12 protein-coding genes are annotated in these 14568 nt (G+C 69.9%); 6 read left to right on the top strand and 6 right to left on the bottom strand.

The features are described from left to right. Positions 1-5: 5 nt before the first annotated feature. From V8690_RS03095 to V8690_RS03085, 3 genes are read right to left on the bottom strand one after another with little or no spacing between them, the layout of a single operon-like run. Positions 6-932, bottom strand: coding sequence for an NAD(P)-dependent oxidoreductase (locus tag V8690_RS03095; RefSeq protein ID WP_338775745.1), 927 nt, complete (start codon positions 930-932; stop codon positions 6-8). Then, positions 929-2017 carry an NAD(P)-dependent oxidoreductase gene (locus V8690_RS03090; RefSeq protein WP_338775744.1) on the bottom strand — a complete coding sequence of 363 codons (1089 nt, stop codon included), beginning with the start codon at positions 2015-2017 and terminating at the stop codon, positions 929-931. The genes V8690_RS03095 and V8690_RS03090 overlap by 4 nt, the downstream gene beginning before the upstream one ends. Continuing rightward, the gene (locus V8690_RS03085) at positions 2017-2991 is read right to left on the bottom strand and encodes a cyclase family protein (protein WP_338775743.1); all 975 of its coding nucleotides are present in this window, start codon (positions 2989-2991) and stop codon (positions 2017-2019) included. Before V8690_RS03085 ends, V8690_RS03090 begins: the two co-directional genes overlap by 1 nt. Before the next feature lie 226 nt (positions 2992-3217). On the opposite strand from V8690_RS03085, the gene V8690_RS03080 reads away from it, so the two are divergent. The 6 genes from V8690_RS03080 (at position 3218) to V8690_RS03055 (ending at position 11724) form a co-directional block, all read left to right on the top strand. Next, positions 3218-4012: an IclR family transcriptional regulator gene (locus V8690_RS03080; protein ID WP_338775742.1), complete on the top strand. Its 795-nt coding sequence runs from the start codon at positions 3218-3220 to the stop codon at positions 4010-4012. Positions 4013-4205: 193 nt separating this feature from the next. Then, positions 4206-5774: a sugar ABC transporter ATP-binding protein gene (locus V8690_RS03075; RefSeq protein ID WP_338775741.1), complete on the top strand. Its 1569-nt coding sequence runs from the start codon at positions 4206-4208 to the stop codon at positions 5772-5774. Next, positions 5774-6928 carry an ABC transporter permease gene (locus tag V8690_RS03070; RefSeq protein ID WP_338775740.1) on the top strand — a complete coding sequence of 385 codons (1155 nt, stop codon included), beginning with the start codon at positions 5774-5776 and terminating at the stop codon, positions 6926-6928. Before V8690_RS03075 ends, V8690_RS03070 begins: the two co-directional genes overlap by 1 nt. Before the next feature lie 111 nt (positions 6929-7039). Continuing rightward, positions 7040-8158, top strand: coding sequence for a substrate-binding domain-containing protein (locus V8690_RS03065; protein WP_338785230.1), 1119 nt, complete (start codon positions 7040-7042; stop codon positions 8156-8158). 116 nt (positions 8159-8274) lie between these two features. Then, positions 8275-11514, top strand: a complete 3240-nt coding sequence (gene tkt / locus V8690_RS03060; protein ID WP_338785229.1) for a transketolase — start codon at positions 8275-8277, stop codon at positions 11512-11514. A 75-nt stretch (positions 11515-11589) separates the two neighbouring features. Beyond that, on the top strand, positions 11590-11724 hold the full coding sequence (locus V8690_RS03055) for a hypothetical protein (RefSeq protein WP_338775738.1): 135 nt from the start codon (positions 11590-11592) through the stop codon (positions 11722-11724). A 35-nt stretch (positions 11725-11759) separates the two neighbouring features. Here the strand turns inward: V8690_RS03055 and V8690_RS03050 are convergent, their stop codons facing one another. The 3 genes from V8690_RS03050 to V8690_RS03040 form a co-directional block, all read right to left on the bottom strand. Further along, positions 11760-12839: an IS630 family transposase gene (locus V8690_RS03050; RefSeq protein WP_338785228.1), complete on the bottom strand. Its 1080-nt coding sequence runs from the start codon at positions 12837-12839 to the stop codon at positions 11760-11762. Next, positions 12806-13105, bottom strand: a complete 300-nt coding sequence (locus tag V8690_RS03045; protein WP_338775737.1) for a helix-turn-helix domain-containing protein — start codon at positions 13103-13105, stop codon at positions 12806-12808. Before V8690_RS03045 ends, V8690_RS03050 begins: the two co-directional genes overlap by 34 nt. Positions 13106-13178: 73 nt before the next feature. Further along, positions 13179-14525, bottom strand: coding sequence for an IS630 family transposase (locus tag V8690_RS03040; RefSeq protein ID WP_338775736.1), 1347 nt, complete (start codon positions 14523-14525; stop codon positions 13179-13181). Positions 14526-14568: the final 43 nt, after the last annotated feature.

The raw sequence follows: 14568 nt of genomic DNA, 5'->3' as shown, positions 1-14568 counted from the left end.
AGTTTTCAGTCCTTCGTGGTGGTGGAGTGCGAGTCGGGGGAGGGGAGACGGCCCTCGCGCAGCAGCCGGAGTACGACGCTGTTGTCCAGGTCGCCGAGGCCGCCGGAGTCGATCGCCGCGTAGAGGGCGGCGACGGTGGCGGACAGCGGCAGCGTGATGTCGGCGTCGGCGGCGCTGTGCAGGACGAAGCCGAGGTCCTTGTGGAGGTAGCGCGCGGGGCCGGAGGGCGTGAAGTCGCCGTCGGCGAGGTGGCGGCGTTTCTGTGTCAGCACCTCGGAGGCGGCGAGGCCGCCGGCCAATACGTCCAGCAGCGCCGCCGGTTCGAGTCCGCCGCGCTCACCCAGCACGACGGCTTCGGCGAGGGCCACCAGGGTTCCGGCGACCACGAGTTGGTTGCAGGCCTTGGCGAGCGAACCGGCTCCAATGTCTCCCATACGGCGCACGGTCGAGCCCATGGCGGCCAGGTAGGGGCGGACCCGTTCGACGGCGTCCGCCGTGCCGCCCGCCATGATGGACAGGGAGGCGTCGCGGGCGCCGGTCACGCCGCCGCTGACGGGAGCGTCGACGACCTCGATGCCGCGCGGGCGCAGCTCCTCGGCCAGGGCACGGACCGCCACCGGCGAGACGGTGCCCATCACGACGAGCGTGTCCGCGCCTCCCGAGCCGGGGCCCGCGAGCAGCTCGTCCAGCAGCGCCCGCACCTGGGGAAGGTCGGGGAGCATGGTGAGGACGACCCGGGCCGCGCCCGCCACCTGGGCGGGACGGTCGGCGGCACGGCATCCGGCGGCCACGGCGGCGTCGAGGGGAGGCCGGCTGCGGTTCCAGGCCAGGACGTCGAAGCCCGCCTCGGCGAGGTTGGCCGCCATGGGCAGGCCCATCGCACCGAGTCCGATGAAGCCGACCGTCCGGGACGGGGGAGGCGGGGAGCTCACGGGCGGGCCCCCGCTCGCGCGGGCTCACCCGGGCCTGCCGCCAGCGCACCCAGCCGCTCGGACAGGTACGCGTGGCCGAGCACGTCCCGGTTGACGACGAACCGGGGCAGCCGGCCGGTCGCCACGTCCAGGATCGCCCGCACCGCGCTGCCGCCGTTCCCGGTGGACATCTCGTCGGTCCAGGCCAGGCTGTGCGGGCTGAGCACCACGTTGTCCATACTCAGCAGCGGGTTGCCCGCATCGGGCGGCTCGGTCTCGAACACGTCCAGTCCGGCGCCGCGGATACGGCCGGCGCGCAGCGCCTCGATCAGTGCCGGCTCGTCGACGATCGGGCCCCGGGCGACGTTGAGCAGTACGGCCGAGGGCTTCATGAGGGCCAGCCGCCGGGCGTCGACCAGGTGGAAGGTCTCCTCGGTCAGCACGCACATCACGATCACCGCGTCGGCCTCGGCCATCACCGTGTCGGCGTCGGCGAGACGGACGCCGAGTTCCGCTGCGGTCTCCGGCGGGCAGTACGGGTCGTAGGCGATGACCTCGACCTCGAACGGCCGGAGCAGTCCGACCAGATCACGGGCGGTGTTGCCGAGTCCGAGCAGGCCGATCCGGCGGCCGGTGAGCCCGCGCCCCATCCACTGTTCCTTCTCCGACCAGCGTCCCTCGCGCACCAGCCGGTCCTTGGCGGTGACGTTGTGCAGGACGGACAGGAGCAGGGCGAGGGCGGCGGTGGCCACCGGGCGCCGGGCGCCGTCCGGGGTGATGGTCACCAGGACGCCGTTGCGCGTGCAGGCGTCGAGGTCGACGGCGTCGTAGCCGACTCCGAAGCGGGCGAGGAGCAGCGGAGGTCTGGTGATGCCGGCGAAGGTGCGGGGGGTGACGGCGGGGCCGGCGAACAGGACGGCGTCGAGGCCGTCGATGTCCGGGGCGAGGAGTTCGGCGGTGTCGCACGGGAGGTAGTCCCAGTCGACCCCGGCGGCGTCCAGATCGCCGAGCCGGATGTCGCCCCAGACGTTGCGCCCGTCGGCGTCGAGGAAGTCACGGCTGACACCCACGGTGAACCGGCCGGCGGCCGGTCGGGAGGCCGCCATCACAGCACCGCTACCGGGTTGACGGGCGAGCCCGTGCCGCCGGGGACGTTCAGCGGAGCCACGACGAGCAGGAACTCGTAGCGGCCTTCCGCCGCGCAGGCTGCGGACAGCGCCTCCAGGTCGAGGTTGTCCAGCAGCGGTACGCCCATGGCGGTGATGGCGAGGGCGTGCACAGGGGAGTGCAGTCCCTCGACGGGGGAGGGCCGTACGTCGCTGTCGCCGTCGCCGCCGAGCAGGGCGATCCCGCGCTCGGCCAGCAGGGGGATGGCGTCGACGTGGAAGCCGGCGCTGGCGTTGTCGGGATTCCAGGCGCCCAGATCGGCGCGGCGCCGGAAGTGGCCGGAGCGCAGCAGGACCGCGTCGCCCTCGCCGATGGTCACGCCGAGTGCCTTCTCGGCGGCGAGGACGTCGTCGGCGTGTACGGCGGTGCCGGGTTCGAGCCAGTCGGTGCCGAGGCTGGCGGGCAGGTCGATCAGGACGCCCTTGGTGACGAGGGGGCCGAGGGCGGAGACGGCGCCGAAGTGGGCGCCTGCGGCGTCGACGACCTCGCGGGCGGTGCGGCCGTCGTAGAGCTGTCCGCGGTATGCGATGTGGGAGAGGGCGTCGAGGTGGCTGACGCCCTTGCCGTGGTAGTCGACGGCGATGAAGTCCTTGTGGCAGGACGGCTCGGGGGCCTCCACGTCGCCGAGGTCGGACATGTAGTGCAGGGCGGGCTTGCCGTTGTCCGGGCCGGGCACCGTGTTCCAGGGCAGGGCCATCGGGACGGTGGTGCCGCTGCGGACCAGGGCGGTGGCACGCTGGACGTGGGCCGGGGTGACCCGGTTCCACGCGCCGCGGTCGGCGGGGGTCCAGCGGCCCCAGGTGCGGAGCGTGTCGAAGAGGGTGTCGAACTCCTCCCGCGAGAGGCTGGGGCCGTTCCGGGGAAGAGAGGGGGCGGAAGGGGTCGGCGGGGAATCGGACGGGCTGCTGGTCATGGGCTGCTCAGCGCTCCAAGGCTCGGAGGGTGTCGTCGGCCGGCCCGGAAGGCGCGCTACGGTCGGAGATCTCGGCGGGACTCGGCCGGGATCGCGGTGGGATCCGGTCGGGAATCTCCGGGAGACTCGACGGCAAAGCGTGCGCCGACGGCATTGTCGTTCGGGGACACACGAGGGACAATAACAACATGCTGAACGACGAACAGAATGATGGGTGGAGTTGACGGTGAGCGCAAGCGACCCGGGAAGTCTTGTCCCGGCGGTGACACGGGCCGTGGCGATCCTCGACACGCTCGGTGAGGCGGAAGGCCGACCGCTGTCGGTGAGCGAGCTCGCCCGCGCCCTGGGTCTGCCGAAGTCCTCGACGGGGAACCTGTGTGCCTCTCTGGAGGCGGCAGGCATGATCACGCGCAACGGCACCGGCTTCAGCCTGGGGCGCAAGCTGGTGGAGCTCGGTGGCCGCTACCTGTCCACGGTGGACCAGCTCCGCGACTTCTACGAGCTGTGCCGGCGCAGCTCGCACATCTCCCGGGAGACCGCCCGGGTCGCCGTCCTCGACGGCCTGGACGTGCTGTACCTCGCCCGGTACGACGGCACTCAGCCGTTGCGCCTCACGGCCAACATCGGCGACCGGTTCCCGGCGAACTGCACGGCCACCGGGAAGGCGATCCTGTCGACCCTGGACCCGGCGGTGGCCGAGGACCGGCTGCGCGGCAGGACCCTGCCCGCCCTCAGTGAGCGGTCCCTGACGTCCGTGCCCGCGCTGCTGGAGGACCTGGCGGCGGCCCGGGAGCGCGGGTACGCGATCGACGACGAGGAAGCCACGGCGGGTGTGCTCTGCCTGGCCGTACCTGTCACGGGATTCCGTACGGACTCGGCGCCCTTCGCGATCAGCGTCACCGTACTCAAGGCGCGGCTCGACGACGAGTTCCGTGAGGCGCTGCTGAAGGACCTGCGCGACATCGCGGCGGGGCTGGAGAACCCGATGCTGCCGCAGGGGATGTCCATGAGCGGCGGGTGAGGGCGCGCGGGACCTGTGAGGTCCCGCCGGGGAGAGCGACGCGACGGCGGCCGTACGGAACCTTTCCGTACGGCCGCCGTAACTTTGGGGCAATCTATGTCTGCCGAAGCCTTGACCAACATGCTGGGATGAGTTCAGGATTCTGGGCGAGCCGATGGAGTGGTCCTCGGCCGGCAGATCCCCGGAGAAGTCCGTGAACGACGCTCCCGATGACACGACTCCCAGCCATTCGCCGCCCGACGGGCTCGCGGATCCCCGCCCGCTGGTGACGATTCGCGGACTGCGCAAGCGGTTCGGCGGCACCCTCGCCCTCGCCGATGTCGACCTCGATATCCACGCGGGCAGCGTCCTTGCCCTATTGGGGCACAACGGTGCCGGAAAATCCACACTTATCAAGATCCTTGCCGGTGTTTACCGCGCCGATGAAGGCCAGGTCACCATCGCCGGACACCCCCTCGGCACCGACGCGGCCTCCACCGAGATGTCCTTCATCCACCAGGACCTGGGCCTGGTGGAGTGGATGTCGGTGGCCGAGAACGTCGCCCTGGGCACCGGCTACCCCCGCAAGGGCGGCCTCGTCTCCTGGCGGCAGGTACGGCGGCGCTGCACCGAGGCCCTGGACATCGTCGCCGGTCACCTCGCCCCGGACGCGGCCGTCGCCGACCTCACCCGCGCCGAGCGCTCCCTTGTCGCCATCGCCCGCGCGCTGTCCACCCGCGCTCGCCTCATCGTCCTCGACGAGCCCACCGCCAGCCTGCCCGCCGCCGACTGCGCCCGGCTCTTCGACGTCCTGCACACGCTGCGGGACCGCGGCCACGCCATCGTCTACGTCAGCCACCGCCTCGACGAGGTCTACCAGGTCGCCGACCGCTTCGCCGTCCTTCGCGACGGGCACCTCATCAGCCAGGGCCTGCTCGCCGAGCACGGCCCCGAGCGGATCGTGCACGACATCGTCGGACGTGAGCCGGAGAGCCACCGTCCCGCCGCACCCCGCACCACCGGCACCACGGCCGCCACCGTGCTGCGCCTGACCGGTGCCACCACCGAGGGCGCCGGCCCCGTCGACCTGGAGCTGCGCGCCGGGGAGGTCCTCGGCATGGTCGGCCTCACCGGCGCCGGCCACATGGACCTCGGCCGCGCCCTCGCCGGAGCCCGCCCCTTCACCGAAGGCGAGGTAGTGCTCGACGGCAGTCCGTACCGCCCCCGTTCGGTAGCCGCCGCCGTGGACGCGGGAATCGGCTTCGTCACCAGCAACCGCCAGGAGGAGGGCTGCGCCCTCGAACTCACCGTGCGCGAGAACTTCCTGGCCAACCCCCGCGCGGACGCCCACTCACCCTGGCGCTGGATCAGCCCGAGGCATGAGCGCGCGGAGGCCGGCGACCTGGTGGAGCGCTTCGGAGTGCGCCCCGCCGACCCCGAGGCACCGATCGCCACCCTCTCCGGCGGCAACCAGCAGAAGGTCATGATCGGCCGCTGGCTGCGCCTGAGCCGCCGCGTGGTGATCCTCGAGGAACCGACCGCCGGCGTCGACGTCGGCGCCAAGGCCGAGATCTACCGGCTCCTCGACGACGCCCTCGCAGCTGGACTCGCCGTCCTGCTCATCTCCACCGATTTCGAAGAGGTCGCCGACGTCTGCCACCGGGCCCTGGTCTTCGTACGGGGCGGCGTGACCGCGGAACTGTCCGGCGAAGCCCTCAACGTCACCGAACTCACCCATGCCGCGTCGGCCATGCCGGCGCTGACCGGAACGGGCACCCACTGATGGCCACCGAGACCGAATCCTCCCGCCACGCCCTGCGGAACACGAGCCCGACCCCCCGCACCGCCACAACCGAAAATCCGCGCAAACCGGGCACCGGAAAGCAGAAGCCCCCTGGCGGCGGCCGGCTCCGCGGCCACCTCATAGGCACCTACGGCCTGCTCACCCTCACCGTCCTGCTGTTCCTGGTCTTCTCCCTCGCCCTGCCGGACACCTTCCCGACCCTGGCCAACGCCTCGTCGATCCTGTCCAACCAGTCGATCCCCGCGATGCTCGCGCTCGGCGCGATGATCCCCATCGTCACCGGCAAGTTCGACCTGTCCGTCGGCTACGGCCTCGGCCTCGCCCACGTCCTGGCGATGCAGCTCATCGTCAACAACGGCTGGCCCTGGCCGGTGGCCTGCCTCGTCGTGATCGCCGGAGGCGGCCTCATCGGTGTCTTCAACGGCCTGCTGGTCGAGTTCGCCAAGATCGACTCCTTGATCGCCACCCTCGGCACCGGCAGTGTCCTGTACGCCTGCACCGGCTGGATCACCGACGGCGCCCGCATCGTCCCCGGCCCGCATGGCCTGCCCCCGGCCTTCACGGACCTGTACGACTCGACGTTCCTCGGCCTGCCCGTACCCGCCTTCTACGTCCTCGGCCTCGCCGTCATCCTCTGGCTGCTGCTGGAGCGGCTGCCGCTCGGCCGCTACCTGTACGTCATCGGCTCCAACGCCCGCGCCGCCGACCTGGTCGGCATCCCCACCCGCCGCTACGGCGTCTACGCGTTCGCCGGATCCGGCATCGTGGTCGGCTTCGCAGGGGTCCTGCTCGCCGCCCAGCAGCAGATCGGCAACCCCAGCGTCGGCATGGACTATCTGCTGCCCGCCTTCGTGGGCGCGCTCCTCGGCTCCACCGCCATCAAGCCTGGGCGTGCCAACGCCGCCGGCACCGTCGTCGCCGTCGCCATCCTCGCCATCGGCCTCGCCGGCATCCAGCAGCTCGGCGCCGAGTTCTGGGCCACGTCCCTGTTCAACGGCGGCACCCTCCTCCTCGCCGTCGGCCTGGCCGGCTACTCCGCACGCCGCCGTCTGCGCGCCGGAGCCACCGCCACCCGCAAGTCCCTCTCCGAGCCAGCGCCGCCCACGCCGGCCCCGTCCACGGACCAGGCCTGAGATCTCCCGGCGAAGGGACCGCCCCTCCCTTCTCCCGCCCACCCGCCCCGCACGTCAGCAAGGAGCACGCCCGTGTCGCACCACCACACCCGCATCACACCGCTGAGAGCTGTGGCCGCGCTCGCTCTGGTCACCGCCTGCGCCTCGGGCTGCACCCGAGGTTCGGAAGCCGGCAGTGCCGCCGCCGTCTCCGACGCGAAGGCCGGCTGTCCCGCCGTCCTCGCCAAGGCCAAGGCCGCGGTCAAGGCGGCCGAGGACGTCAACGCCCCCTGGGACGGCCCGACGACCGGCCCCAAGGCGGTGCCGGGCAAGACCATCGTCTACGTCGCCCAGAGCATGACCAACCCGGGAGTCGCCGGCGCCGCCGAGGGAGTGAAGGAAGCCGCCAAGGCCATCGGCTGGAAGATGCGGATCATCGACGGCCAGGGCACTCCGGCCGGTATCCAGGCCGCCCTCAGCCAGGCCGTCGCCGTCAAGCCCGACGGGATCGTGCTGTCCGGCTTTGACCCCAAGTCGACCGCACAGCAGGTCGCCCAGGCCAACGCCGCCGGCATCCCGCTCATCGGCTGGCACGCCGTGGACGCCCCCGGCCCCAGCACGAACCCGAAGCTCTTCAGCAACGTCACCACGAAGGTGCAGGACGTCGCCAAGATCAGCGCCGACTGGGTCATCAGCCAGTCCAACGGCCGGGCCGGCGTGGTCGTCTTCACCGACGCCTCCATCCCCTTCGCCAAGGGCAAGTCGGACCTGATCGAGAAGGAACTCGCCACCTGCTCCGACGTCAAGGTCCTGACGACGTCCAATATCCCCATCGCCGACGCCAGCAACCGCACCCCGCAGGAGGTGTCCGCGCTGCTGTCCCGCTTCGGCACCAAGTGGACCAACTCCATCGCCATCAACGACCTGTACTTCGCCGACGCCGCCCCGTCCCTGCGCGCGTCGGGCAAGCAGGGCAACGGAGCGCCCTTCAACATCGGCGCGGGCGACGGCGACCCGTCGGCCTTCCAGCGGATCAACAGCAAGCAGTTCCAGACGGCGACCGTTCCGGAGCCGCTGTCCGAGCAGGGCTGGCAGATCGTCGACGAGTTCAACCGCGCCTTCGCCGGCAAGCCCGCCAGCGGCTATGTCGCCCCGGCCCACATCACCACGGCCGACAACAGCGGCGGCAAGTCCTCCTGGGACCCCAAGGGATACCGGGAGGCGTACCAGAAGCTCTGGGGAAGGAAGTGACCCCGCCCTCCTCCGGCAGACCGTCCCTCCCGTCCGGCCCCGGGCGGGAGGGGGTCCACCGCGCCGCCCCACCCCCTTTTTGAATCTGGAGTTCACCCGTGCACCCGTCCCCGTCCGTGGACGCAGCTCACCTCCCGCCCGTCAGCCCCTTCACTTGGACCGAGTTGGACCAGCGGGCCGTCGACACCGCGCGTGTCCTGGCCGCCGATGCCGTACAGAAGGTCGGTAACGGCCATCCGGGTACGGCGATGAGCCTCGCGCCTGCCGCCTACACCCTCTTCCAGAAGGTGATGCGGCACGACCCGGCGGACGCCGACTGGGTCGGGCGGGACCGCTTCGTGCTGTCCGCCGGCCACTCGTCCCTGACCCTCTACACCCAGCTGTACCTGGCCGGCTTCGGCCTGGAGCTGGACGACCTGAAGTCCTTCCGCACCTGGGGCTCGAAGACCCCCGGCCACCCCGAGTACGGGCACACGACCGGTGTGGAGACGACGACCGGCCCGCTCGGGCAGGGTGTCGCCAACGCGGTGGGCATGGCGATGGCCGCCCGCTACGAGCGTGGTCTGTTCGACCCGGAGGCTCCCGCGGGCGAGTCCCCCTTCGACCACTTCATCTACTGCATCGCCGGCGACGGCTGCCTCCAGGAGGGCATCTCCGCCGAGGCCTCCTCCCTCGCGGGCCACCAGAAGCTCGGCAACCTGATCCTGCTGTGGGACGACAACCACATCTCGATCGAGGGCGACACCGAGACGGCCGTCTCCGAGGACACGGCTCTGCGCTACGAGGCCTACGGCTGGCACGTGCAGCGGGTGCAGCCGCAGGAGAACGGCGACCTGGACCCGGCCGCGATCTTCGAGGCGATCCAGAAGGCCAAGGCCGTCACGGACAAGCCGTCGTTCATCGCGATGCGCTCGATCATCGCCTGGCCGGCCCCGAACGCGCAGAACACCGAGGCCGCGCACGGCTCGGCGCTGGGCGAGGACGAGGTCGCCGCGACGAAGCGGGTGCTGGGCTTCGACCCGGAGCAGAGCTTCGAGGTCGCGGATGAAGTGCTGTCCCACACACGCGAGTTGGGCGAACGCGGACGCGAGGCGCGGGCCTGGTGGGAGAAGCGGTTCCAGGAGTGGCGCACCAACGAACCGGAGCGCGCCGCCGGGTTCGACCGCATCCGCGCGGGTGAGCTGCCGCAGGGCTGGGAGTCGCACTTGCCCGTCTTCGAAGCCGGAAAGGCGATCGCCACGCGTGCGGCGTCGGGCAAAGTACTCCAAGCGCTCGGTGAGGTCGTCCCAGAACTGTGGGGTGGTTCGGCGGACCTGGCCGGCTCCAACAACACGACCATCGACAAGACGTCGTCGTTCCTCCCGGCGGACAACCCGCTGCCGGAGGCGGACCCGTACGGCCGCACGATCCACTTCGGTATCCGCGAGCACGCGATGGCCGCCGAGATGAACGGCATCGCGCTGCACGGCAACACCCGGATCTACGGCGGCACCTTCCTGGTCTTCTCCGACTACATGCGCAACGCGGTGCGGCTGTCGGCGCTGATGCACCTGCCGGTGACGTACGTGTGGACGCACGACTCCATCGGCCTGGGCGAGGACGGCCCGACCCACCAGCCGGTCGAGCACCTGGCGTCGCTGCGCGCGATCCCGGGCCTGAACATCGTGCGCCCGGCCGACGCCAACGAGACGGCCATCGCCTGGCGCGAGATCCTCAGGCGGCACACAACCGACCCGGCCCCGCATGGTCTCGCGCTCACCCGCCAGGGCGTGCCCACGTACGAGCTCAACGACGATGCCGCCAAGGGCGGTTACGTCCTGTTCGAGGCCGACGGCGGCGAGCCGCAGGTGCTGCTGATCGCCACCGGTTCGGAAGTACAACTGGCAGTGACCGCCCGGTGGCAACTCCAGGCCGAGGGAATCCGGACACGGGTCGTGTCCATGCCGTCGGTCGAGTGGTTCGAGGAACAGGACCGGGAATACCGGGACAGCGTCTTGCCGCCGAGCGTGAAGGCGCGTGTCGCGGTGGAGGCCGGGGTCGGTCTCACCTGGCACAAGTACGTCGGCGACGCCGGCCGCATCGTCTCCCTGGAGCACTTTGGCGCGTCGGCCGACGGCAAGGTCCTTTTCCACGAGTTCGGCTTCACTCCCGAGGCCGTGGCCGCTGCCGCCCGGGAATCCCTCACCGGCCGCACAGCAGGAGACACGCCTCCCATGAATGACGACTCGCTCAAGCGCTTGTCCGAGGAAGGCGTGGCGATCTGGCTGGACGACCTGTCCCGCAAGCGGCTCACGTCCGGCAACCTCGCCGAGCTGATCGACCGGCACCACGTCGTGGGCGTCACCACCAATCCCACGATCTTCCAGCAGGCGATCGGTGACGGTGGCGACTACGTCGACCAGCTCCACGACATGGCCCTGCGAGGTGTCAGGGTCGCCGAGGCCGTCCGTTTGCTCACCGCGGCGGACGTGCGGGAGGCCGCCGACGTCCTGCGCCCGGTCTTCGACACCACCGGCGGCCGGGACGGGTGGGTCTCCATCGAGGTGGACCCCCGGCTCGCACACGCCGCGGATGCGACGATCGCCGATGCCAGACATCTCGCCTGGTTGATCGACCGTCCCAACGTCCTGATCAAGATTCCGGCCACCAGGGCGGGGCTCCGGGCCATCACCGACGTCATCGGTCTCGGGATCAGCGTCAACGTCACGCTGATCTTCTCGTTGGACCGCTACCGCGAGGTCATGGAGGCCTACCTCATGGGCCTGGAGAAGGCGCGCGACAAGGGCCTCGACCTCGACCGGATCCACTCGGTGGCGTCCTTCTTCGTCTCCCGTGTCGACACCGAGATCGACAAGCGGTTGGACGCCCTGGGTAGCCCGGAGGCCAGGGCGCTGCGCGGCAGAGCCGCCCTCGCCAACGCCCGTCTCGCCTACCAGGCCTACGAGGAGGTCTTCGGCTCCGCCGACGGGGCGACGCCGCCCTCCCACCGCTGGAGCGCGCTGCAAAGCGCCGGCGCCCACAGGCAGCGTCCGCTGTGGGCGTCCACCGGTGTGAAGGACAAGGCGTACAAGGACACGATGTACGTCACCGAGCTGGTGGCGCCGGACACCGTGAACACCATGCCGGAGGCCACCCTGAAAGCTGCCGCCGACCATGGGGAGATGACCGGCAACACCATCGTCGGCACGTACGAGCAGGCCCGGGCCGACCTCGACGCCGTCGAGGAACTGGGCATCTCGTACGCCGGTGTCGTACAGGCCCTGGAGAATGAGGGCGTGCGCAAATTCCAGCAGTCCTGGGACACCCTGCTCAGTGCCGTTAGAGGCGCCCGTCCCCGGCATGCTCAGTCGCTCTGATCAAGGGGCCGATCAGCACAGTCGCCGACCCAGAGCCGCGCCATTCCTCTGATGTCCACTTCGGCCCCTCCCCACTTGGGGTTCGCTGGGTGGATCGAGCAGCAGCAGTCCGTCCCGGTCATGCACGCCGCCCGGATCAGTGATGTCGCCACCACGTGGTACGGCATCGCAGAGGCCTTGCCCGATCTGGTCGGCATGGTCAGGCGTTGATGGCCGACTAGTGTGGTGCGCCCGAAATCTCGGGCTTAAGTTTCTTCCTGGTTTTTGTTGGCTGGCGGAGTGACTTTGGTGAGGTAGTCGGCGAGTGAGTTGAGGATCTCGTCGGCGGTCTTGGTCCAGGTGAAGGGCCGCGGATTCTCGTTCCAGGTGTCGATCCACGCGGTGATGTCGTCCTCCAGGGCCTTCACGGAGGTGTGGACGCCCCGACGGATGAGTTTGTCGGTCAACAGGCCGAACCACCGCTCGACCTGGTTCATCCAGGAGGAGCCGGTCGGAGTGAAGTGGACGTGGAACCGGGGGTGTTTGCTGAGCCACGTCCTGATCTCGGCGGTGTTGTGGGTGGCGTAGTTGTCACAGACCAGATGGACGTCGAGGCCGGCCGGTACCGCTTTGTCGATCGTGACCAGGAACTTCTTGAACTCGATCGCCCGGTGGCGGCGGTGCAGTGCCGATATGACGGTGCCGTCGGCGATGTTGAAGGCGGCGAACAGGCTGGTGATGCCGTGCCGTAGGTAGTCGTGGGTGCGCCGCTCGGGCATGCCCGGCATCATCGGCAGCACCGGCTGCGAGCGGTCCAGCGCCTGAATCTGGCTCTTCTCGTCCACGCACAGAACCACCGCCTTCTCCGGCGGGTGGTGATACAGGCCGACGACGTCGACGACCTTCGCGACGAACTGCGGATCGGTGGAGAGCTTGAAGGCATCCTGCAGGTGCGGCTTGAGGTCGAACCGCTTCCAGATCCGCCCGATGGTGGACTTCGACAGCCCGGTGCGCTCGGCCATCGAAGTCCGCGACCAGTGCGTGTCCTTACCTGGCGTGGATTCCAGCGTCGCGATGACCACGTCCTCGACCTGGTCGAGCAGGATCGAGGGCGGCCTGCCGGGCCGCGGCTCGTCGACCAGCCCGTCCAGCCGCCGCTTGACGAACCGGGCCCGCCAGCGGCTCACCGACTGCTCGCGCACCCCGAGTTCGGCCGCCACCTGCTTGTTCGTCCCGCCCTCCGCGCACAGCAGCACGATTCTCGCGCGCAGAGCCAGGAACTGCGCGGTCTTGGCGCGCCTCGCCCAACGCGTCAGCTGAGCCCGTTCGTCATCACTGAGCACCAGCTCCGACTTGCGCCGGCCGGCCGCGGCTCATCCGCAAGTCCGGCCATCCGCCGGGCAGCAAACCGCGACCGCCACTTCCTCACCGTGTCCGCGGTTACCTTGAACTCCGCCGCCACACGCGTATTCGGCTTCCCGTCCGCGCACGCCAAGACGATGCGTGCCCGCTCGACAAGACGGGGCGCCACCGCCCCGCCCGCCCAGCGCAGCAACTCGGCGCGCTCCTCATCGGACAGCACAACTTCGACGGCACGAGGACCCCGAGACATGAAAACAGGCTACAGACTTAAGCCCGAGATTTCGGGCGCACCACACTAGTGTGGTGCGCCCGAAATCTCGGGCTTAAGTTTCTTCCTGGTTTTTGTTGGCTGGCGGAGTGACTTTGGTGAGGTAGTCGGCGAGTGAGTTGAGGATCTCGTCGGCGGTCTTGGTCCAGGTGAAGGGCCGCGGATTCTCGTTCCAGGTGTCGATCCACGCGGTGATGTCGTCCTCCAGGGCCTTCACGGAGGTGTGGACGCCCCGACGGATGAGTTTGTCGGTCAACAGGCCGAACCACCGCTCGACCTGGTTCATCCAGGAGGAGCCGGTCGGAGTGAAGTGGACGTGGAACCGGGGGTGTTTGCTGAGCCACGTCCTGATCTCGGCGGTGTTGTGGGTGGCGTAGTTGTCACAGACCAGATGGACGTCGAGGCCGGCAGGTACCGCTTTGTCGATCGTGACCAGGAACTTCTTGAACTCGATCGCCCGGTGGCGGCGGTGCAGTGCCGATATGACGGTGCCGTCGGCGATGTTGAAGGCGGCGAACAGGCTGGTGATGCCGTGCCGTAGGTAGTCGTGGGTGCGCCGCTCGGGCATGCCCGGCATCATCGGCAGCACCGGCTGCGAGCGGTCCAGCGCCTGAATCTGGCTCTTCTCGTCCACGCACAGAACCACCGCCTTCTCCGGCGGGTGGTGATACAGGCCGACGACGTCGACGACCTTCGCGACGAACTGCGGATCGGTGGAGAGCTTGAAGGCATCCTGCAGGTGCGGCTTGAGGTCGAACCGCTTCCAGATCCGCCCGATGGTGGACTTCGACAGCCCGGTGCGCTCGGCCATCGAAGTCCGCGACCAGTGCGTGTCCTTACCTGGCGTGGATTCCAGCGTCGCGATGACCACGTCCTCGACCTGGTCGAGCAGGATCGAGGGCGGCCTGCCGGGCCGCGGCTCGTCGACCAGCCCGTCCAGCCGCCGCTTGACGAACCGGGCCCGCCAGCGGCTCACCGACTGCTCGCGCACCCCGAGTTCGGCCGCCACCTGCTTGTTCGTCCCGCCCTCCGCGCACAGCAGCACGATTCTCGCGCGCAGAGCCAGGAACTGCGCGGTCTTGGCGCGCCTCGCCCAACGCGTCAGCTGAGCCCGTTCGTCATCACTGAGCACCAGCTCCGACTTGCGCCGGCCCGGCCGCGGCTCATCCGCAAGTCCGGCCATCCGCCGGGCAGCAAACCGCGACCGCCACTTCCTCACCGTGTCCGCGGTTACCTTGAACTCCGCCGCCACACGCGTATTCGGCTTCCCGTCCGCGCACGCCAAGACGATGCGTGCCCGCTCGACAAGACGGGGCGCCACCGCCCCGCCCGCCCAGCGCAGCAACTCGGCGCGCTCCTCATCGGACAGCACAACTTCGACGGCACGAGGACCCCGAGACATGAAAACAGGCTACAGACTTAAGCCCGAGATTTCGGGCGCACCA

It is taken from the genome of Streptomyces sp. DG1A-41, from assembly GCF_037055355.1.
Taxonomy (GTDB): domain Bacteria; phylum Actinomycetota; class Actinomycetes; order Streptomycetales; family Streptomycetaceae; genus Streptomyces.
Note: the sequence above shows the minus strand (reverse complement) of the source record. Positions and strands in the feature narration are given on the sequence as shown.